This is a genomic window from Pseudomonas sp. HD6515, assembly GCF_024971855.1.
GTDB lineage: Bacteria > Pseudomonadota > Gammaproteobacteria > Pseudomonadales > Pseudomonadaceae > Aquipseudomonas > Aquipseudomonas alloputida.
The window spans coordinates 4,041,105-4,062,456 of the sequence record NZ_CP079827.1 but is presented as its reverse complement, the minus strand read 5'-3'; the positions used below and the strand labels follow the sequence as shown (position 1 = coordinate 4,062,456).

The 21,352-nt window shown below is 55.9% G+C and carries 16 protein-coding genes, 1 tRNA gene and 1 pseudogene; 11 read left to right on the top strand and 7 right to left on the bottom strand.

The window, feature by feature from the left end; translation table 11 throughout:
* Positions 1–70 precede the first annotated feature (70 nt).
* Both KW568_RS18845 and KW568_RS18840 read right to left on the bottom strand, forming a co-directional pair.
* Entirely contained in the window at positions 71–985 is a 915-nt protein-coding gene (locus KW568_RS18845; RefSeq protein ID WP_004575762.1) for an SGNH/GDSL hydrolase family protein, read from the bottom strand.
* 467 nt (positions 986–1,452) lie between these two features.
* Positions 1,453–1,944 carry a hypothetical protein gene (locus KW568_RS18840; RefSeq protein ID WP_004575761.1) on the bottom strand — a complete coding sequence of 164 codons (492 nt, stop codon included), beginning with the start codon at positions 1,942–1,944 and terminating at the stop codon, positions 1,453–1,455.
* A gap of 1,099 nt (positions 1,945–3,043) precedes the next feature.
* Between KW568_RS18840 and KW568_RS18835 the strand changes: the two genes are divergently transcribed.
* The 5 genes and pseudogenes from KW568_RS18835 to KW568_RS18815 form a co-directional block, all read left to right on the top strand.
* Positions 3,044–5,152, top strand: coding sequence for a hypothetical protein (locus KW568_RS18835; protein WP_157404862.1), 2,109 nt, complete (start codon positions 3,044–3,046; stop codon positions 5,150–5,152).
* Positions 5,139–7,241: a hypothetical protein gene (locus KW568_RS18830; protein WP_004575759.1), complete on the top strand. Its 2,103-nt coding sequence runs from the start codon at positions 5,139–5,141 to the stop codon at positions 7,239–7,241. The genes KW568_RS18835 and KW568_RS18830 overlap by 14 nt, the downstream gene beginning before the upstream one ends.
* Complete coding sequence (locus KW568_RS18825; RefSeq protein WP_147286517.1) at positions 7,225–7,797, top strand: hypothetical protein; 573 nt, start codon at positions 7,225–7,227, stop codon at positions 7,795–7,797. The genes KW568_RS18830 and KW568_RS18825 overlap by 17 nt, the downstream gene beginning before the upstream one ends.
* The gene (locus tag KW568_RS18820) at positions 7,797–9,200 is read left to right on the top strand and encodes a site-specific integrase (protein WP_080634939.1); all 1,404 of its coding nucleotides are present in this window, start codon (positions 7,797–7,799) and stop codon (positions 9,198–9,200) included. Before KW568_RS18825 ends, KW568_RS18820 begins: the two co-directional genes overlap by 1 nt.
* Positions 9,201–9,828: 628 nt before the next feature.
* Positions 9,829–10,791: pseudogene (locus tag KW568_RS18815) on the top strand (AMP-binding enzyme); the annotation flags it as partial.
* A 225-nt stretch (positions 10,792–11,016) separates the two neighbouring features.
* On the opposite strand, the gene zapE reads toward KW568_RS18815, so the two are convergent.
* Together zapE and KW568_RS18805 are read right to left on the bottom strand one after the other, a co-directional pair.
* Positions 11,017–12,087: a cell division protein ZapE gene (gene zapE / locus KW568_RS18810; protein ID WP_004575755.1), complete on the bottom strand. Its 1,071-nt coding sequence runs from the start codon at positions 12,085–12,087 to the stop codon at positions 11,017–11,019.
* A 132-nt stretch (positions 12,088–12,219) separates the two neighbouring features.
* The gene (locus tag KW568_RS18805) at positions 12,220–12,462 is read right to left on the bottom strand and encodes a hypothetical protein (protein WP_003250356.1); all 243 of its coding nucleotides are present in this window, start codon (positions 12,460–12,462) and stop codon (positions 12,220–12,222) included.
* Positions 12,463–12,721: 259 nt separating this feature from the next.
* Here KW568_RS18805 and KW568_RS18800 point away from each other — a divergent pair.
* Positions 12,722–12,796 (top strand) — tRNA-Gln (locus KW568_RS18800).
* A 118-nt stretch (positions 12,797–12,914) separates the two neighbouring features.
* On the opposite strand, the gene KW568_RS18795 is transcribed toward KW568_RS18800, so the two are convergent.
* From KW568_RS18795 to KW568_RS18785, 3 genes are read right to left on the bottom strand one after another with little or no spacing between them, the layout of a single operon-like run.
* Positions 12,915–15,302 carry a response regulator gene (locus KW568_RS18795; RefSeq protein WP_003250358.1) on the bottom strand — a complete coding sequence of 796 codons (2,388 nt, stop codon included), beginning with the start codon at positions 15,300–15,302 and terminating at the stop codon, positions 12,915–12,917.
* Between the two features lie 13 nt (positions 15,303–15,315).
* The gene (locus tag KW568_RS18790) at positions 15,316–15,777 is read right to left on the bottom strand and encodes a response regulator (RefSeq protein ID WP_003250360.1); all 462 of its coding nucleotides are present in this window, start codon (positions 15,775–15,777) and stop codon (positions 15,316–15,318) included.
* A 15-nt stretch (positions 15,778–15,792) separates the two neighbouring features.
* Complete coding sequence (locus tag KW568_RS18785) at positions 15,793–18,039, bottom strand: ATP-binding protein (protein ID WP_004575754.1); 2,247 nt, start codon at positions 18,037–18,039, stop codon at positions 15,793–15,795.
* 268 nt (positions 18,040–18,307) lie between these two features.
* Here KW568_RS18785 and KW568_RS18780 point away from each other — a divergent pair, with 268 nt between their 5' ends.
* From KW568_RS18780 to KW568_RS18760, 5 genes are read left to right on the top strand one after another with little or no spacing between them, the layout of a single operon-like run.
* The gene (locus KW568_RS18780; RefSeq protein WP_033725550.1) at positions 18,308–18,835 is read left to right on the top strand and encodes a spore coat U domain-containing protein; all 528 of its coding nucleotides are present in this window, start codon (positions 18,308–18,310) and stop codon (positions 18,833–18,835) included.
* A 30-nt stretch (positions 18,836–18,865) separates the two neighbouring features.
* On the top strand, positions 18,866–19,402 hold the full coding sequence (locus tag KW568_RS18775; protein ID WP_003250366.1) for a spore coat U domain-containing protein: 537 nt from the start codon (positions 18,866–18,868) through the stop codon (positions 19,400–19,402).
* Positions 19,403–19,420: 18 nt separating this feature from the next.
* Positions 19,421–19,954, top strand: a complete 534-nt coding sequence (locus KW568_RS18770) for a spore coat U domain-containing protein (protein ID WP_003250368.1) — start codon at positions 19,421–19,423, stop codon at positions 19,952–19,954.
* A 3-nt stretch (positions 19,955–19,957) separates the two neighbouring features.
* A complete protein-coding gene (locus KW568_RS18765) occupies positions 19,958–20,461 on the top strand; it encodes a spore coat U domain-containing protein (protein ID WP_003250371.1) in 504 nt (167 codons plus the stop codon).
* A 40-nt stretch (positions 20,462–20,501) separates the two neighbouring features.
* Complete coding sequence (locus KW568_RS18760; RefSeq protein ID WP_014861818.1) at positions 20,502–21,278, top strand: molecular chaperone; 777 nt, start codon at positions 20,502–20,504, stop codon at positions 21,276–21,278.
* The last annotated feature ends 74 nt before the right edge of the window (positions 21,279–21,352 follow it).

Here is a 21,352-nt window from a genome sequence, read left to right as displayed (position 1 = left end):
TTGAGTCGTACACAAAAGCTGTGATCGACGCTGCACTGTAGGAGCAGGGCTTACCCGCGAAGGCGTCGTTTCAGCGGCTGGTTTTTAACGTATCAAGCATCGCCTCGGCGGCCAGCGCGTGGACTTTGCGGGTGGGGTGCCATTCATCCCAGTAGTAATGGGCATCTGGATTTTCACACGCGGGCTTGACGTCCGGATAGGTGGCTTGGCACGGGGTATCCAGATACTTCAAACCCGCAACATCGGGGGCTGCGCGAAGCTTGTTGCTGAAGGCCAGGTGGTCAAAGTAACTGATACTGACGTGATGGGTTTTAGCCAGTGTTGTTAGCACGGCTGGTAGTTTTTGTTCGAGTATCTGCTGGTATTCTGTTGCATTCTTGACCTGATTGCCCTGCACCACAGCCGGCACATGACTCAAATCCGTAGTCCCCACGACCATCACGTGCTTCGCACCTGCTGCAATCAACGTCTCGGTAGCCTTCTGTATGTTCGCCACGCTGTTCTGGCTTAGCACGTCAATTGATTCTGGGTGCGAGAAGTCGGCCCATTCAAAAAAGTCGTTGGCTGAGATGAAAATGAAATAGAGCGAATTCGGATCCGCTTTGTGTGTTTTAGCGGCTTTCAGATAACCGTCGATTTGACCGAAAACCCCAGTGTTGCGAGATGGCTCCATCCAGGCATAGTAGTTGCCGTTGCCGCTCTTGGCACCGCCAATCCCGTAGTCGGTCAAGGGGGTTTTCAAGGCATAAGCCAAGCCCTCGACGGCAGTGGGGCCATTGCTCCAGCGTCCCTTCCAATACAACGAACCGGGTAGCTCCTGTGCATCTTTGACCTTCTGTGCGGCCAATTTTCTAGTGAAGATTTCACCCGCTCCGTTGTCAGAGTAGCTGTCACCGAAAGCATAGAGATGATTGTAGCTGGGGGCGCCAAAGGCAGTTGCTGCAGTCAGTGTCAATAGAGCGGCCAAGCAAGCACGTCGAGTCATTGAAAGTCTCCCAGATTTTCACCTCAGACTACCAGCGACGACGTTTTGCATTGCCACGGCAGCGACCTATTTTTAGTCGCGTGCGCAAAGTCTGTCCTGTTCGCGACAAGTGCTAGCGGGTTAAACAATGGCATCAGGAAGGTGTGTTGCCCGGACGGTTACCTACCAGGCGCCTGAAGCGTCTACGAGCCTGGCTCATGGGAATTGTGGTCAGCATTCATCACGCTCCTGCATGGCGGCCCCGGCATCTTCCCAGCAAGCGGAGCGCGCAGGCGTGCAGGATGGAAGCCCGGCAGGGCCGAGACCCGCCCGGCGGGGCTCGGTTCACGACAGCCATCCGCCAGAGGCGGCACGCAATACACTTTGCGTACGCCTCGCTGAAAACTCGGAGAAAAATGAGATGAGCCAAGAAGTAATCCGCTCCAGGGAAGCAATAAGGCGCAAGACGCTCTGGAAGCTGGCCTCCGTTAGAGATCGTGATCCCAGGCATCCATCGCATCCTTTATAGTCTCGTGCCATTTAAGCTCGGAAGCCTTCAATGCAGCGGCGACCTGCATACTTATGCCTGCGTTCAGCCAAGGCGGCAGGCTCTCGCTATCACCGCTGAATAGGTTTGCGCACACTACGGCATACCCTCCTGTTGTAATCGACTGCAGGCAAACATATTGCACTGATAAGCCGCTAGCTAGACGACGCCAACTTATATGCTGGATGGCATCCGCGTGTTCGCAGGGAGTGTTCGCTGCTTCGTTTAGTGCTTTGTTTAGGTGTCGAAGATCGTGACGAGAGGCAACGATAATTTCGCGCACTTCCTCGGGGTCGATTGACATGCCGCCACGCTCAGTCGTTGAAAGGGTTTTGAGGCTGTTGACTGCCTTAATAAACTCACGCTCCTGATCCTGCTCGCGCTGCGTCCTTTTATCAGGGAAAAGCCAGTCAATTATTCGTAGATGAAACATTTTGAGCCCCTGTGGCTAAATCTACGTTTGATAGGCTACCACCTGACGACCCCGGCAGTCATGTGGTAGAGCGGTGGAGCTGATTGTGCAGTATTCGGCAATGTCAGGAGGAAGGGGCTGAGGGGCCTACGTAGAACTGTTTTGCCAACCGCGGGTGTGTATGCCATCTTGTCGACCATCGTGCTGCACCTCTGACTAAGTCTGGTGAGCCAAGCTATCTGAGTCAAAAAGATTGTAAGAATCTACTAAGGCAGAAATTAAATGGCCAGCAGTTAATTATTCAGGTGTCACGGAAACGTGCGCATCGAAAGTGCTCAGGCATATATTTACGCGACCGTCTTCGACGAGATACCAAACGGTTTCAGCGAGACATGAACCTAACCTGTTCTAGCTGCGCGTAGGAGAAGACGCCTACGCCCAGGGGCCATTTATCCAGCTTCAGCCATAACTGCTCAGGTATTTGTGGAAGCCAGCCCTCTGGCTTCTCCAGGCGATCCGCTATATAACCATTAGTCGTGTTTGCTCTTTCTTCCATTCGGATCAGGACTTCGCGGGCAATCGTGCTATCGGACGAAAGCCCATTTCCTCAGATATGTCTGTCAATCCTCAGCTGTCAGTGCTTGTAATTAGGTAGCGACAGTCTTCTGGTTTAAAAGGTTTCTGTTGGCCTCAAAAGACATATGGGTGAAATTGCTTGTCGGTGGTAGGGCGTTAAGTTAAATATCAATATAGTGAATAATTATTTTAATGAACTGTCTGTCAATTTCATAACAAATAATTCACTATAAATTGACAATTCAGAAGTTGCAAAAAGAGCTTGCCATGAGCCGAAAAATGCTGCATCTTTTGTAAAAATTCTTAATCCGATGCGTCACTTTAAGTTAGTGAGGTAATGTTTGAGCCAGATTTATGAGTTAAAGTTATGACTATACTTTCATCAACTAAGTACATTAGTCGTTATCCCGTTTTGATGTTGTCAGGGGAAGTTGTGGATCTCCTGAGTCGGGCCCCAACGCATATCTCTGGCGGGATGGATGTGCTAGTAAAGGTGTTTGAGTGTTTTTGTCACGTCATCAACTTCCGAGTCACCAGAGAGTCAATGTCTTCCCTGCTGTTTAATCAGGCTGTTGTGCTTGCTTTTTTTGGAGCATTAAGCGGCACTGATCTCGTTATTATGTCAGATACCAATCGAAATAGGTTGGCGAGAAAGTTTCTGGATTTTCTGGATTTCGCCTTAACGGAAGGTATCGATGTGACAACCTATGACTGGAGTGGGAAGCTGCTAAAAGATAATCGAGAGAAATGGATCGAAGCAAAAAAAGACATTGATCCACGACGAGAAATTTACTGGAGTGGTTGGTCAGTAAGAAGTCGGAAGGGGAAGGTTGTCTATTTGGATGTTTCAAGGCTTTGGCACAGCCATGGTCATGAGTTTGTAACAAACTTTCATGAAAGGATAGAGATGTACGCTCTCAAAAATGCGAGTGCCAATATCCCGTTGCTTAATTGTTTTGCAAATTTCATAGCGGGTGCCGCCAGGCTTTGGCCAGTCGAGACTTTTGCAAATCCGTATCGACTCCCTGTCTTGTTTGAATCGTTCATGATCGATTTCTTTCAGAAGGTCTCAAATAAAAGTTCAGATATTAAGTGCGCTACCATCCGTTGGCGGAATTTTGTTTGCGCGGTCGAAGATGTCTTCATCACGCCTGGAATATGGGCCACCCCGTATGTTGGTGCTCTGCCTAGACCGAAAGCTGGGGTTGCGTCAGGCTCCAGGAAAAACATCAAGCAGGATGCGGATGGGAACTTGTACGTTGATAATCTTCTTACCGATGTCCCGCTTCATATCTCTGACGAAGAAGCATTCAAGCTTTTGTTTAAAACTATTGAGCAAGATATTTTCGATTGTGAAACTTGGGCGTGGCGTCAGGTTTGGCAGTTGCGGCGAGCACAGCTCCAGCGAATAAGTTTGGCAAAAGTTGGGGTGGTGCTGAGTGAAAGGGCTCGGAACGGCAAAAGTCCAAGCATTGAGGAGCTTGGAATCGAAAATATTTGCGCGACGTTTGAGGCTGAGGGGTTTTGTGCAGGCGACCGTACGAGTGATAATAGGTATGGAAATAATCTAAAAACTATAGCGCGGCTGATAGGATTGCCAACAGTCAGGTCGCTCTTTCCATTCCAGTGTCTGCTTGTAATAGCAGATCCAAAAATTACTGAAAGCTTTCTCGGTGACTTAGATCTTTATAATTCCCAAGGTCAGCAATCTGGATTTGTCAAGCTTGATGGCGGTTATTATTTGATAGGTTACAAAGACCGAAAAGGAAAAAGCTTAAGTCAGCAGAAGATAAAGCTGGATGCTCGAAGCGCGGTCTTGGTGCGTCAAGTCATAGAAATCACGGAACCACTGCGTATCTTTCTCAAGAAGAGTGGTAACCCTGCTTGGAGAAAATTATTTCTCACCTCAGGTCATGGATTTACTGTTCCCAAGAAGGCTAGCACGCAGCCTTGGACTGCGGATCATGTCAGGGAAGGTCGCACACCGGCTAGTGATTTGGTGAGAGAGTTCTCTGAGTGCATCGTCGCTCCCTTGGAGCGAATTAAAAAACTTATTTCTAAGCTATCCCTAAAAAGACTCCGCGACTCATGTGGCGTGCAGGTATACCTCCGTACGCGATCTGCAGAGGCAATGGCAAATGCATTGGGGCACACAAAGTATAGGCCAGACTTATTGTCCTCGTACCTTCCAACTGAAATCCTAGATTTCTTTAACGAGCGTTGGATAAGAGTCTTTCAACGAACAGTCGTATGTTGGGCTCTTGATAGTGAAGCAAAGGTTTTTCATCAAAAAATTGGTTTCAGTAGTGTTGAAGAGTTTGACGTGTTCATGCTGAGGAATGCATTGGGGGAGTTGCCTTCTAGCCTGACCGATCCTAGCGGTGCTCGCAATCGTGTCCTCTCACCAGATAAACTTCATATTGCCGTTAACGTAGAGATCTTAACAGATTTGATTTCGTTAAAGATGGGGGTCGATCAGCTACCAAATGTTAGCGAGGCTCACGGGCTCGCTTTGTATTGGTCTAAGTTTTCGGATTTGCTCACGATGCACATCGACTCTGGATATGATCCTGAGTTGAAGCGTTATCTGCGGTCAGCGAGGGAGCTTGCTCGCCCTTGGACAAAGGAGTTGATTGCAAATGTTGCTTCCTGAGTCGATTCAGTTCTTGAATAATTTTTTGCTCAAAAACATCAGGCTTTTTGAGAGTGCCCCGTGGTTGCTTTCGAATTTTGACGATGACTTGTGGTCAGTCAGTTTCGGCTTTTCGCAACCTATTGAACTGAACTGGAAGATTTATCTTTCGGACGGTAGCGGACTGATTGATAAAAAGAACCGTCCATTGTTGACCGTCTTTAAACACTGGTTGATTGCTTCAACTAGCAATAAGGATAGTGGCGGTCTCCACACTACGGCGCTTAAGTCGCAATATGTTAGGTTTAATACTACGTTGCATATTATTGATTTGTTTGTGATGGATTGCGGGGAATACAATGTAGCAAAATTTGGGCTAGAGATGCTTACGCGAAACAATCTGAAAGATCTACTGGTTCGCATTTCTGCGAATAATGAAGTGGCGTTGAGTATTTATCAGTGGCCTGTGATGCTTCGAGGCTTCTGCCTAGAATTACTGTCCAAGTGTGACTTAAAGCAGTTGCACAGGATTGTCCGACAGAGTCCGTATCTTTCGGTTATCACTGAAGATCAGAAAGCCAATGACGTTATGGGGCTGCCTCTCGAAATTGTTCCATATGTACGTGCTGCGCTGCTTGTTGAAGGCTTCTATGTTTTTAACTCAACCAAGGGTTACCACGTCCATTCGGCTAAGGTAAGTAGGATAATCTACTCCAATACCATTGCGGGAATTAAGTCTCAGAAGCCGATTATGCCTATGTTGATGTTCAGTCTTTCTGATGAAATATTTACCAGGGAGTTTGATGGGGTTCCAATCCAAACCTCACAGCACTCCAGGATGTCAGCTTTTAATTTGCGGTTTTATCGAATTGCTCTTCTAGATCTTCGGCAACTGTATCCCATGTCGCTTGCCTTGCCGCAAGCTGAAACACTTGATTGCGTCACAGAAGTGTTCATTGAAGGCGGAGACCAAGGACGCTACGGAACTGTCCCTGCCAACGTAATGCGCCATTCCGTAGCCGCAGCCATCAAGTACCATATCAATCATGGGCGAGCACTTGTAGAAACGTATTGCAAGCTTGCTTCCTTGTGTAAAGAACTGAGTCTTTCTATAGCCGATTTGACTGAAGAGCAGTTTCAAAGTTGCCTTCATAATGAATTAAAAGAACTTGGAGTAAAAAAACTAGGTTTGGCATGTCGGCGCCCTGGATTCGCCGCGTGGACTGCGCCGGTTACTTTAAGCAGTAAAGAATATTTTGCACAGGTGCGAAAAAATGTGGGATTTCTCGAGTTGCTAGCAATCTATTATGGTGCTGCTCAGTTGGTTGTGGGTCTACTTTCGGCTAGACGTTCAAAAGAATTAAGGGATCTACCCAAGAATTGTTTTGATAGGAGTCGTAAGTGGCTGGTTTTTCTAAATCAGAAAGCATCAAGGAGCACTTCTGTTACGCGGCAGCTAATGGCAAGGCCGCTGGATGATATCGCTGTTGATATGGTCGCGAATATTCAGTGGCTGCATGATGAGTTGGAAGATCTTGGGTTTGTTGACGATACCTATCCTTTGTTTTCTGCGCCAGGTTTGAAAGGGGCGGGGTGGCTCATTAAGCCTGATGTGTTTATCTATTATCGTAATATGGATTTATTTCAAGATTACATTGAATCTCCCTTGGACGCTGAGGGTAGACGCTACTATGTTAGGCAGCACCAATTACGTCGATTTTTCGCATTGTTATTTTATACAAGTTTCAAGGGGGCTAGGCTGGATACGTTAAGATGGTATTTCGGACATTCCGATTTCAAACATATTTATAATTATATTACATCAGTGGTGCCTGGGGCCGATCTACGCAGTGCGAAAGCAACGGCTATTGCTGAGCGTCTTACCGATCATGGCTGGCCTGCTTACAAAGAACTGGCCCAGTTGCTGAAAGACGAATTTGGGGTCGAGAACTTCAAGTTGGCCAGTACTGCCCGGCTAGAAATGTATTTGGATGAGTTATTGAAGAAAGAGGCGGTCGCGCTTGAGCCGAAGTTCTTCATCGGTTCTTCCGGCGAAAAGATGCAGATTATGGTATTAGTGAGAGGGGGCGAGCGTGAATACCAAATGTAATGTATTGGACTTGGTGAGGTTTCTTGTTGCAGTCGAAAATAATCCTGAGCTATTTGCAGGGATAGTAGATCTGGGAACTCGGCTGAAGAGTCAGGGTGCTATGGCAAAAATGGATATTGAAATCGAGGTGGGTGGTGAACGGTTCCACTATTACGGAGGGGCGCTAAATACACTTCGTGCTAGGGCAAAGCTGCACCTGGTCGGCGGATTTACTGATCTTGACCAGTTGAGAGTAAGAGCGTGCGAGTCTTTGTCGCGTTATAAGAATCAGGCAACGCGACGAACGAATACTAAAGCTTACTTCAAACAAAAATATAAGGAAGCTTGCGAAGAGCTTGAGGTGGCTCATCAGTCCAACATGATTCTTCTTCAAGCGGTTTCTAGGTTGATTTTTGATATCAAGTTCTTGCGGGACGAAGCTGACTTCGAAAAGCGAGCGGTATTCGCTGCTGATATGGTGAACGATATCAGGTCAATTATTTCCATAAGGTACCCTCTCAGGGTACAACCTGGAAGGTTTTCCGATGATGCAAATGTTGTTGAGTTTAAAAGGTAATGGTTGATCAACATAAAAAATTAGTTTCCAGGTTGAAAGATTTTCAGCTTCATGATTTTTATGCTAGAGGAGAAGCTCATAGACGAAATATAGTGGGTCTCTCTCATGTTTCCTGGCCTCACAGGAGGCCGTGCAATGAAGCGAACCTATATATTTTGTCCCTACTAAAAAGGCCGGGAAGGGGCGGAGCAGGGCTTTCAACAAATGGAGAAAGTGGTGGTTCAATTGGGGAGCACGCTTACAAAATTTCCCACCTCGTCCGCTATTGCTTCAAAAATTCAATCGCGTTTCATGAGCTGGTGGATGGGGATTTTTACAAATTTATTAAGGAGTTACGGCTGGAAGTAACGGAAAAGGGGGAGCCTAAAAAATCTGAGAATACGGTGAATGCTGTTGGGCGCTCATGCATTGGTTTTTTAGAGTTTGTGGGGCGTCTTTATGGGGCGGCCAACTTCGTGAGTGCGGATGGCATAATTAAAGCATCTGAAAAGGAACATGTTATATATGAAGGGGGGAAGAAGAAGGTTCGATATTATTGGACTCATGGGAGTCTTTCTCTAGGGGAGAGAGAAAATAAACGAAATCCTATACCGCGTACGGATATCAAAGATTTGCGTATGGCTATTGATGATATAGGGAGCGGTGATTTCGTAGTGGTGAGGCGACATACAATGATCGCGGCGTTAGTTAATCTGGGTGGTAGGCGGTCTGAGATAGGGTTGCTTACTGTCGCGTCGGTGAAGCAGGCTTTGAGTGAAGCTGATCCCATGCTCGAATTGCCAACTTTGAAAAGAGGTGGCGGAACGAGAAAAATACCAGTTTCCCGGGTTTTTCTTCAGCAGGTAGATCAGTTTATCGACGACTGGCGTGGCCCTCTGGTCAGGAAAAAATATGGCGCGAAAGATCACGGATATGTTTTCATTTCTGAAACTGATGGTGGGCACTACGCTCCTAGGAATATCACTAATGAAATTCGGATGCTACGAAAGTTTGCTGGTATAGAGCGGCAAGTCTGTGCTCACATGTTTAGGCATGCATTCATAACTAATCTTTTTGTGCTTTTAATTGAACGGCACAAAATCGAGTCCCCCGATGAATTTCGAGCTTTGTTGATCGACGGTGGGAAACTGAAGTCTGAAGTCTTGAAGTGGACTGGAGGGAAGTCCGTTGATTCATTGGATACCTATATTGATCTAGCATTTGAAGAGGCTTCAGGGTTTGGGTCGATTGTTGACTCTGTTGTTGTTGTTCGCTCTACTCGGCTGTTCTTGGACGAGGCTAAGTATCTTCTTGACAGGCTCTCAAAAAGTAGGGATGTAGACTCTTTTGTCGGTAAGTTTCAGTCCGCTATGGATGGGCTGCTAGCCGATTTTAATAATCACGGTTCTAGATTTAAGTCTTGATTAATAGTCTTCGTCGATTTTTTCTCCCCCTAGCCTTCCATGAGCGTCTGCGCAAGGCATCACTGCTTCTGACTTCCGAAAGTTTAACTTAATTGGTTAGTAGCTCTATGAGATCAATGACGGTGAAAAGTTCCAGGTTTTGAGGTAAAACTCAAACACTCAGGGCAAACTATTCAGCGCAACGTCCACCACATGCTCAGCACACGCGGATTTATTGAGAACCTTAATCGTGAAACTGTGATTCTGTGTTGGGGATTGCTCACTATCAGTCAACGATACCAAAGCCGCTGAGGCCATGGAAGATTCGGTTAAGCTTGCGACGATTGCACTTCTCGCTCTTGGTCAACGATCACCATCTTGAAAGCCTGTAGGCCTGTATCCATAGTGACGTGCCCTTACCGTGTCTTACATGGTAGGGACAAAAGGAACATGACTCGCTTGCAGGTCGTGGCGTCAGCCGCACGAACGCCCGCAGCTCTGCGACCTCATAGGGGAGCAGCCTCACGCTACCTTTTCTATGATGGGAAGGTAGTGGGGATGCTGGAGGTTGCGAATAGCACAGCGCTGTCTGTACCCGTTTTCCTCAGTTTACCGCTGTTGACAAGAACGGCGAATTAGCAAAATAGTGGTCCGTACCCCGGACGCTTCGGCCTACTGGCGGGTGGTTGAGCAGTACCAGGTCAACGCGCTGTTCTGTGCACCGACGGCCATGCGCGCCATCCGCAAGGAAGACCCGGAGGGCGAACTGATTCGCAACCATGACCTCAGCTCGCTGCGTCAACTGTTCCTGGCGGGGGAAAAGCTGGATTCCAGCACCCATGAGTGGTTGGAGCGGGTGAGTGGCAAGCCGGTGCACGACCATTGGTGGCAGACCGAGACCGGCTGGCCGGTCACCGCGCCTTGCGTCGGGCTGGAGGGCAGCGCGGCGAAGCCAGGGTCGAGCAACCGCGCGGTGCCGGGTTACCACGTTCGCGTACTGGATGACGAAGGCCACTTGCTCGGGGCCAACCATCAGGGTTCGATCGTGATTGCACTGCCACTGCCCCCCGGCTGCAGCCAGACGCTGTGGGGGGATCACGAGCGCTACCTGCAGGCCTACCTGCGCACGTATCCGGGGTATTACCACACGGGCGATGGCGGCTATCTGGACGATGATGGCTTCGTCTACATCATGGGGCGCACCGATGATGTGATCAACGTTTCTGGTCATCGTTTGTCCACCGGTGAAATGGAGGACCTGGTCGCCCGGCACCCGGCGGTAGCGGAGTGTGCTGTGATCGGCGTGCATGACGAGATCAAGGGCCAGGTACCGTTGGCGCTGGTAGTACTCAAGGATGGCGAGGGCATTGCCGAGGCGCAGTTGCTGGTGGAGCTGGTGGGTAGCGTGCGCGAGGAAATTGGCCCGCTGGCCTGTTTCAATCGGGTACGGCTGGTGAAGCGCCTGCCCAAGACCCGTTCCGGCAAGATTCTGCGGGCGGTGCTGCGCAAGATTGCCGATGGGCAGGATTATGTGCCGCCTTCGACCCTGGATGACCCGGCAGTGCTGGGAGAGATCGAAGCGGTGCTGGCGGATTTGCCCAGGGCGGGTTGATGGTTTGACCTCGATGGCCCCTTCGCGGGCGGGACGCGCATCGGTGGTTCGGCAGAGGCCGTCGTAGGCGCGGGTTCACCCGCGAAAGGGCCGGGCCTGCTGGCCAATCTCCACCCGCCGTTCACCGTTGCGGCCGCTACCGTATTCGCGGGTAAACCCGCTCCTACACCAGGTCGTTGTAGGAGCGGGTTCACCCGCGAAAGGGCCGGCTCAGGCACTGCAGGCTCAGGGGGCAATCTGGTGCAGTTGCCCCAACCGGCTGCGGGTACGCATCAGGTCGGCCAGCGGGCCGCCCAGGCTCTCTTCCAGCGGACGTTTACCTATGACAATCACCCGCCGATCTTGGTCATACAGCACATCCACCAGGTTGACGAAGCGCTGCTGAGCCGCCAGCGAACGCGCCGAGAGGTCATCCAGCCCATCGATCACCCACTCGTCATACTCCCTGGCCAGTACCAGGTAGTCGATGACCGCAGTGGCCTTCTCGCACAGATCGTCAAAGCCAAGCACCACCCGCCGGCCATCGATGGCCAGCGCTCGCAGCGGGCGCTTGTTCACGTCCAATATCACCGGTTGTTCGTTCGGCACGTTCAGCGCCTGGCGCTGCGCCGCATCACCCGGCCAGACATAATGGCCCTGGGTAAAACGCTGATGCTCGCGGTTGGCCGGCAAGCTGCGAAAATCCGTGTCGCCACCGACTTCGAGCACGTGCATCGAGCTGTTGATCAGGCGAATGGCCGGCAGAAAACGCTCGTGATACAGCGGGTTGGGCAACAGCCCTTCGGGCGCGTAGTTAGAGGTCACCAGCAGGTACACGCCACGGGCGAACAAGGCGTTGAACAGCCGGGTGAGCAGCATGGCATCGCCTATGTCATGCACGTGGAATTCATCGAAGCACAGCACCCGGCAACCACCCACCAGCTCGTCCAGCGTTGCGCCCAGCGCGTCATCCAGCGCCCGGTGGCGGTGCATGCCCTGGTGCAGGCGTGCAAAGAAATCATGAAAATGCAGGCGCAGCTTGGCGGCTATCGGCACGGCCTGGAAAAAGCCATCGAGCAACCAGCTTTTACCCCGGCCGACCGAGCCGTACAGGTACAGACTGCGCGGTTGACCTTGTTCAAGCTGCGTCAGTTGTTCGGCCATGCAGTGGATTACCCGCCGCTGACCGTCACTCAGCTGATAACCGCGGCTGTGCGCCTTGTCCTCGAACCAGCCGAGCAGCTCGCTCTGTTGATTGGCGGTGCCGCGCAAGCGTTGGCCAAGCTGGCGCAGCGGGGTGGGGATCCAGGCAGACAAAAGCAACGCTCCTTGGGCGATGGCGGGGCAGCCTGCAGCTTGCCCGAGAGCGGCCATTTTGACTAATAGAGAAAGTGCCGGGCAATCATCACTTCTTGCGATAGGTCTGGCCGCCTCTTGTGCCTGTGCGGGCTATGACTTTCGCTCCAGCTGGCGCTCGATCATGTACTTCACCGCCAGGCGACGCTCCTTGAGGTGGCGCAGGTCTTCGTCGACGAAGTTACCGGCCGATATCGATTCGGCAGCCAGCACCTGGTTGTCGATGTCCACGTACTCGTCTAGCAGGCGATCCAGCGCCTTGTCCTGCTGGCGGCGCTGCTGGACGATTTCGCGCGGGTAGTGCAGGTCCTGGTAGAGGTCGTGAGAGACAGGCATGGGGTCCTCCTTGGTCAATGCAATGGGCTTACCTGATTGGAAGTGCGGAATGCGATTGTGTTGAAGCGAGGCGCGCGGAAACCGACGGACGGTCGCTGCACCAGCACCGAAATGACTAACTCGCTGTTTTTTGGCAATTTTTTTTATCAGGGGGGTTCACAGACCGAAAGTTTGTTGTTAAAGTGCCGCGCATTCCAAGACAACAACCCAGTTGTCACTCAGTTGGAATTGTCAGAGCAGCAAATGCTGCATCCGATACAGGGGCGTCGCCAAGCGGTAAGGCAGCAGGTTTTGATCCTGCCATGCGTTGGTTCGAATCCAGCCGCCCCTGCCATTTTTCAAGATTCAAACGTATTTAACCCGGTGCCAAGAAAGATGAGCACTGGGTTTTCGCGTTTTTGTGATTTTGCGCGCCTCCGCGCCTCCTGAGCGCGGGTACGTGCCGTACCGGGTTACCCGGAAATCCCCAGCATTTCGTTCAGCGCCCTGGCCAGTTCATCAGCCTGCACCGGCTTCTGGATCACCAGGCTGCCCGGCAATTCCAGCCCCTGCAACTCCGCATAACCGGTCAGAAACACCACCGGCACGCGGGGGTACCGTTCGCGGGCAGCCAGCGCCAGTTGTGCACCATTGAACTCGGGCATGGCGAAATCAGTCAGCAGCAGGTCAATATCGTCATCCAGCAATGCCAATGCCTGCTCGCCGCTGTGCGCCTGGCGCACCTGGTAGCCGTATTGGCGTAACACATCGCCAAGCATGTCGCGCACCAGGTGGTCGTCGTCCACCAGCAGCACCGTGCGGTTATGGCCGCTTTCGCTGATTGACTGACTGAGCACTGCTGCTACGGGTTCGTTCACCATCTCCTCTTTTACCGCCGGCAGGTATACCGCCACCTCAGTACCGCGACCGAGTGTGGTGGCGATGCGCACGCCGCCACCGGACTGCTTGGCAAAGCCGAACACCTGGGCCAGGCCCAGGCCCGAACCTTTGCCAATGTCCTTGGTGGTAAAGAAAGGCTCGAATACCTTGGCCAGCACGTCTTCGCTCATGCCGCAACCGGTATCGCGGATGCTCAGCATCACGTACTCGCCCGGGTCTGGGTCTTCCGGACGTTGCGGGCGCTGGTCGATGTGGGTGTTGCGCGTTGTCAGGGTCAGCTGACCGCCGTCGGGCATGGCATCGCGGGCATTGATCGCCAGGTTGAGGATGATCATCTCGGTCTGGGTGGGGTCGGTCAGTGCCTGCCACAGGGCCAGGTCCAGGTCCAGACGCACCGAGACGTTGCCACCCAGCGTGCGGCGCAGCAGCTCTTCCAGGCCGGCCAGGGTACGGTTGAGGTTCAGCGGCACCGGCTCCAGACGCTGGCGGCGGGAGAAGGCCAGCAACTGCGAGGTCAGCTTGGCACCACGCTCACCCGCTTCGCGGATATGGGTGAGGCGAGTGCGGGCCTTGTCCAGGTCGGCCTTGGCCAGATCGCGCTCCAGAAAGCTGGCACCGGTGAGTATCACCGTCAGCAGGTTATTGAAGTCATGCGCCACGCCAGCCGTCAGTTGCCCAACCGCTTCCAGCCGCTGCATCTGCTGCAGAGCGGCCTCGATGCGCTCGCGCTCGTTGATCTGTTCGCGCAGCCGGGCGTTGGCATCTGCCAGGCCCAGGGCGGCTTCGCGCTCGCTGGTGATGTCGCGTGCCACCACGTACAGCAGGGTGTCCTCCGGCACCACCACCCACGACAGCCAGCGCTGTTGGCCGCCGGCATGCAGGATGCGGCCGACAAAGCGTGCGCTGGTGCGGCCGTGGGAGAGGGCGGCCAGTTCGGTGAGTAACTGTTCCTGGTCGTGCTCAGGCAGCAGGTGCAGCAAGGAGGACTGGCTCAGGCGTTCGCGCGAGAAGCCCAGGCTGGCTTCCCAGGCGGGGTTCAGTGCGACCGGGGTCAGGTCTTTGTTCAGCACGGCCAGCAAATCTTGCGACAGCTCCCAGGCACGATCGCGTTCGCGGGTACGGCGCTCAACCCGCTCGCCGAGCATCTCGTTCAGCTGACGCAGCGCCTGGGTGGCCTGGCGTTGCGTGTGGATGTCCTGCAGTACGCCTGAAAAGCGAACGCACTGATCATCGACGAACTGGCTCTGGCCGCTGCTCAGCAACCAGCGAGGCTCCAGGCCATTGGGTTGCGCGATCCGAAACTCCACGCGGTAATGACCGCCGCTTTCCGGGCGCATGGCATGTTCCACTGCCTCGCGCACCAGTGGCAGGTCATCGGGGTAGATGCCGGCGTAGAACACTTCAAGGCTCATTTCGGTGCTGGTGGGCACGCCGAACAAGGTCTTGCAGCGGTCATCCCACAGCAACAGGCCCTCTTGCGGGCGCAGGTCCCAGGTGCCCATGCCGGCGGCGTCGATGGCAATGCGAGCACGTGCTTCGACGTCCGCCAGGGCCTCTTCGGCGCGGCGACGGCGTTGGCGTTCCTGCACTTCGCTCAGGGCTCGGCGCACGGCTTTGGGCAGCAGTGGCAGGTTCTTCTTCAGCACATAGTCGGTCGCGCCCAGGCGGATCATTTCCACCGCGTGCTCTTCGCCATAAATGCCGGACAGGAATATGAACGGGATGTCGGGTGCCAGGCGTTGGGCGATGGCCAGCACTTCGGTGCCGGATGAGCCTGGTAGCACGCAGTCACACAAGATCAGGTCGTAGCGGGCCTGGCGCAAGGCATGTTCGACACCTGCATGGTCGAACACCAGCTGTGACTGAACATGCAGCCCGCTGCGCTCCAGGCGCATCAGGGTCAGCTCGGCGTCCATCGAGCTGTCTTCGACCATCAGTATTTTCAACGGCGTTTGCTGCATCGTCGCGGCGGCCTCAGTTGCTACCGCGACGGTTCAGTCGCAGTGAGCCGGGTGGCGGTTCGTTTAGCACTGCCCAGAATACCCCGAGGTCGGAGATGGCGGTGACGAATTCCTTGAACTCCACGGGTTTGACCACATAAGCGTTTACCCCCAGCTCGTAGGCGCGCAGCAGGTCGGGCTCTTCGCGCGAAGAGGTCAGCATCACGGTGGGGATGCTGCGCAGTTCGGCAGTGGCGCGCACTTCCTTGAGCACTTCCAGGCCGTCGACCTTAGGCAGTTTCAGGTCGAGTAACAGCACGGCAGGGTTGCCGTCATCGCGCTCGGCATAGGCGTTGCGGCGCAGCAAGTAGTCGAGCGCATCGGCGCCGTCACGCAGCACGATGACTTCGTTGGCCAACTGGCTGCGCTCCAGGGCCAGCAGGGTCAGCTCCAGGTCTCGGGGATTGTCTTCGACCAGCAGAATGGGCTTGAGCATGATGGTAGCGGTGCCTCAGGTAGCAGTGTTTCGGGGTAGGGTGAAGTGAAAGCTGGCGCCCTGGTCGATCTGGCCAGTGGCCCAGACTCGACCGTCATGGCGCTCGATGATGCGGCGTACGCTCGCCAGGCCAATGCCGGTGCCTTCGAAATCTTCCATGCGGTGCAGGCGCTGGAAGACGCCGAACAACTTGTTGGCGTAGGCCATGTCGAAGCCCACGCCATTGTCGCGGATGCAGACCTCGGTTTCGTCAGGGTGCTGTACGGCACTGATCTCGATGCGAGCAGGCGTACGGCCGCGAGTGTACTTGATGGCATTGGCTATCAGGTTGTGCAAGGCCATGTTGATGAATGCCGGGTCGCCGATCACCTTGGGCAGCGGGGCGATGTCCCAAACGATTGCGCGGCCTTCGTAATCGGGGGCCAGCTCGCTGCGAATGGCCTCGACCAGGGCGTTGAGGTCGACGTCGGACAGGCGCAAGGCCGAGCGGCCCATTTGCGAGAAGTTGAGCAGGTTGTCGACCAGGCTGCCGGCAAAGTGCGCCGCTTCACCGATATGCTGCAGGAAGCGCTTGCCGCGTTCGCTCAGGCCCTGGCCTTCGATTTCGCCAAGCAGTTCGGTATAGCCGGCGATGTGCCGCAGCGGGGCGCGCAGGTCGTGGGAAACACTGTAGGAGAACGCTTCGAGCTCCTTGTTGGAGCGGCGCAATTCGCCAGCCAGTTGTGCCAGCTCTTCGGCCTTGCGCAGGACAATGCCCAGTACCGCGGTGCGCAGCTCCATCACGCCCTCGATCACCAGTGGGTCCCACGCCTGACAATAGCCGCGCAGTTCTTCCTGCCAGCGTTCAAAACTGTGCCGCGGGTCGAGGTTGCCCTGTGGCCCGACCTGCTTGGTCGGCTGCCCGGCCCAGTTGACCGTGCGTATCTGCTCGGGGCGGAACCACAGCAGGTAGTGCGAGTGGATCTGCGAGATGGCCACCGCCAGCACCCCGCCAGCATGGTTTGCCAGCTCGGGTAGCTCAGTGATGTCGCGGCGCAGGTTGTCGCTATGGAACACGCTGTCTTCGTCACGTTGGCCTAGCCAGTGCACCAGCGCCGTCACCTGGGCCTCAGGCGGAGTCTGGCCGATCAGGTCACAGCGCTCGGCCGAGATCACTGCCGCGCCCTGGGCGTCGGCGAAGGCCAGCAGCACGTGAGGCAGGTCGCGCAAGCCGTCACTGACGCTGTCGTGGTCGGCCATGGACGAGATCATGCGTACGATGTGTTGGCGCAGCGCCAGCAGCTTGCGCGTGCTGGCATGGGACTCGCGGGACTCTATCTGCAACGACAGCACGCTGGCCAACAGCTCGCAGGCCGTGCGGGTGCGCAGGTCCACCGGGCGTGGCTGCTGATGGTGGCAGGAAATCAGCCCCCACAGCTCGCCGTCGACCACGATCGACAGCGACATCGAGGCCAGCGTGCCCATGTTGCGCATGTACTGCAGGTGCACGGGCGACACGCTACGCAGTACGGCGAAACTCATGTCCAGCGCCTTGCCGGTGCGCGGGTTGGTAGCGGGCAGCAGAGGCGAGGGTTGATAGTTGGCATCTTCGATCACGCGGATACGGTTGACCCGGTACAGCTCGCGCGCCTGGCGCGGGATGTCTGCAGCCGGGAAGCACAGGCCCGCGTAGCTGGGGTAGCCTGGGTCGGCCACTTCGGCCAGCACCTGGCCGTTGCCTTCGGCATCGAAACGGTAGGCCTTGACCCGCCCAAAGCCGGTGATGCGCTTGAACTGCAACACCGTTTGCTGCAGCAGGTCTTCAATACTGCTGGCCACTTGCAGACTGGCGACAAAGCTGCGCACCAACGGGTAATAGTCGCCTTGCCCGACCAGGTCTGCTGGCAGGCGGGGCGGTTCGAACTCGGCAATCAGTACCTGATCGTGGCAATGGACCAGCAAGTGCAGCAGGGCACTGATGGGGGCGCCCTGGTGCAAGCGCACGTCGCCAATGTGGAACGGGAAGACTTCATCTTCAGGAAGCCGTGTGAGGTGCGCGTGCAGGTCAAAGCCCTCGTGAACCAGGTCGGCGAAGCGGCAACCGATCAGTTCACGGGCTGGCAAGCCCAACCAGTGCTCGACATTTTCACTGGCCTGCAGCACGCACAGGTCGGTGGCATCCAGCACCAGCAGAAAGCCGTGAGGCTGGATGCTGCCCGGAACCTGGATCGGCTCCTGGGCACAGCGCTCCATGGCGTCTGCCAGTGAGTTGTCTGCAGTCATGATTGAAAAAGCTCCTGTCATGTCCGTCCGTGTACGGCACAGGTGTCTGGCGCAGGACGAGTACGATTCACCCTAACAGAATCCCGGTGCATTTACCGGCTCTTGGCCATTGGAGGCACGGGTTGGCCACGGGTTCTGTGTGGTACAGGCTTTTTTTGATGCCACGGTATCGCTTTATCGCTAATACAAAAAAAATGGCGTTATGCCACATCGGCTGCGCCACCTCACTGCTACGCTCAGTTCAGGACGTTTCGATAAGGATAACAAGGTGACGGAGCGCATGCTGGCCGCGCTGTTCGGCCTGTTGTTCAGCGGCAGTACCGTGGCGGCGGATTTTCTCGTGGAAGTGCGGGTACTGGTGCAGCGTGGCTGCATGCTGGTCAACCAGACCCGCGATGCGGGAGCTCAGGCCCTGGGTCGTATCGACCTGGGGGCGACGGCGCGCCTGGATGGCCCTGGCGCGCCCTTGAGCGGTGTACTGCTAAGCCAGCGCCCGCCGCGCCTGGAGTGCAACCCGGATACGCCCTATCAGGTGCGGGTCGACGGTGGCCAGCATGGTGGCGTCGGCGAACTGCGCTACCTGGCCAGCGACGATCGCCTGGCGCGGCCCATTCCTTACCGCTTGTACCGTGACGCTGCCTGGCGTGAGCCGCTGGCGGTGGGGGTGGCCCAGTCGGCGCGTGTGCCGGGCAGCGGTTCGGTTGAATTGCCGTTGTACGCACGTATCGACAAATTGGCCTGGGTGCCGGATGCAGGGGTTTATGCCGACCTGCTGAAAGTCACCGTCACCTGGTAGGGACGCCGCCATGCACAAGGACGCCATGCCATGAACCGCACTTCGATCCTGTTGCTCACCCTCGGCCCGCTGCTGGTCCCCGGCGGCGCGGTGCATGGCAGCACCACCGGTTTCATCCAGGCGCGGCTGGTGATCAGCGCGTCTTGCCAGATCAGCAGCAACGAGACGCAACCGGCCGTGCTGGGTGACCCAGGCGTGTTGGACTTTGGCGAGCGCGGTCCGAACTGGGACCAGCCGTTGCGCAGCCAGGTGGACGAAGTGGGCGGCCAGGGTAGCCTGCAAATCAGTTGCACGCCTGAAGTGCGGGCCTTCAACGTGCGTATCAATGGTGGCCTCAATGGCGACGATGGCATTCGCCGCCTGAGCAACGGCCGTGAACTGATTCCTTATCAGCTGGCGGTCGACCCAGGCGGTAACAGCCGCTACGGCGTCGGCCAGGCGCGGGCCTTCACCATTCGCAGCAGCCAGCAAGTACCGATTCCCATCTACGGTGTGGTAGTGGCGCAACCGCGTGCGCTGCCGGCCGGGCTTTACCGCGACACCCTCAGAGTGACCCTGGACTGGTAACCACGCAAGGAGACTCCGATGCGAACGAACCTTTCATATTGCGTCCTCGCAGGCCTGGGCCTGGCGTTGGCTTCCCAGGCCCAGGCGGCCACGGTGACGGGCAGTATCAGCTCGACCCTGACGCTGACTGCGGCGTGCCAGGTCAATGGCACGTCGGGCACGTCGGGGCTTAACTTCGGTGCCTTGAACTTCGGTACCCAGGATGCCTTGTTCGTCACCGCCAATGCCCAGGTGCTGGGAGGCGGGGGGGGCGCCATGAGCATCCTGTGCTCGGCAGGTACGGTGCCCGTGATCAAAGTGCGTGCCGGCCTGCATGACGGCCAGTCGAGCGGCGGCACCCGTGCGCTCGCCGATGGTTCTGGCAACTTTGTACCGTACGACCTCTATACCGACGCTGGGCGTACGGCGTTGCTGGCTGTCGACGACACCATCACCCTGCCGACCAGTACCGGCGCCGCCCAGACCGTCAACCTTTACGGCAAGGCCGTCGGCAAGGCGGGCCTGCCCGCAGGGGTCTACAGCGACACGATCTCGGTCGAGCTGTCGTTCTGACCCATGCGCGGCTGGCTGGCAGGTAGCCTGACTGGCGTCAGCATGTTGTTGGCCGCCCCATTGGGGGCAGTGACCACCAGTACCTTCACGGTGACGGCGCAAGTTGTCGCCGGGTGCCTGGTGGTGGGGGGTGTCACCAGCTACGGCACGCTCGATTATGGCTCGCAGTCGGCGCTGTCCACGGGGCTGCTCAGCACATCGCTGGGTGGTTCTACCGTGACGTTCCAGTGCACGCCGGGCGTGGCCATGAGCATGAGCCTGGACGGCGGGCAAAACACTGCCAGTGGCACACGCAACCTGAAGCGCACCAGTGGCACGCAAGTGCTGGCCTACCAGTTGTACCGGGACGCCGCCTATAGCCAGGCCTTGGGAATCGGCCAGAGCGTGGCGGTGAGCTATTCCGACCCGACGGCGATCAAGCTTCCGGTGTACGGGAGGGTCCAGCTGACCGGCACACTGCCGGCAGGGACCTATACCGATGTGGTGCAAGTGACGGTGACCTGGTAACGGCCAGCGCCACCCCTGACAAGTGTCTAAGGAGAGCTGCATGCGGGCAGGCGCGAAGTGGACGCGTGGATTGACTGGATTGTTGTCGCTGGCAAGCCTGCCGGCCTGGGCGGCCACTTCGGTGCTGATCTGGCCGATCGACCCGGTGCTGGAGGCCGACCAGAAGGCCGGTGCGTTGTGGCTGGAAAACCGTGGCACTGCGCCGGCAAACCTGCAGGTGCGGGTATTCGCCTGGCGCCAGGGTGATTACCAGGAGCAGTTCCAGGCGCAGCGCGAGATTATCGGCAGCCCGCCGGTCGCCAACATTGCGCCCGGGCAGAAGCAGCTGATCCGCCTGACCCGTACCGGCCCTTCACCCGCCGGCCAGGAGCAGGCCTACCGCATCATCATCGACGAGATTCCGCCCGCCATCCCGGTCGACAAGGCCGAGCCCGGTGCCACGGCGGCCATTCGTTTGCAGATGCGTTATTCGGTGCCGCTGTTCGTCTATGGCGAAGGGCTGTGGGGCAAGGCCGACCCTGAAGGCAAACGCAATGCCGAGGGCGTGGGCAAGCCACAGCTCAGTTGGCGCCCGGTGACGGTGCAGGGCAAGCCCTACATTGAACTGCGTAACACGGGCCCGGTACATGCGCGGCTGACCGATGTGGTCGTGCAGCAAGGCCCCCAGAGCAAGCCACTGGCTGAAGGCCTGCTGGGCTATGTACTGCCAGGGGCAAGCATGCGCTGGCCGGCTCCCGTGGCATCCGGCAACGTTAGCGTGCTGAAGGGCAGGGTCAATGGTCAACACTCGGCGGACGCCATCCGCCAAGGCCAATGAGCCAACGGCTAAATGAAGTGCAGGGGCCAAGGAGGACCCGGCAATGGTTGGAAACCGTGTGTGAAACGGCTCCC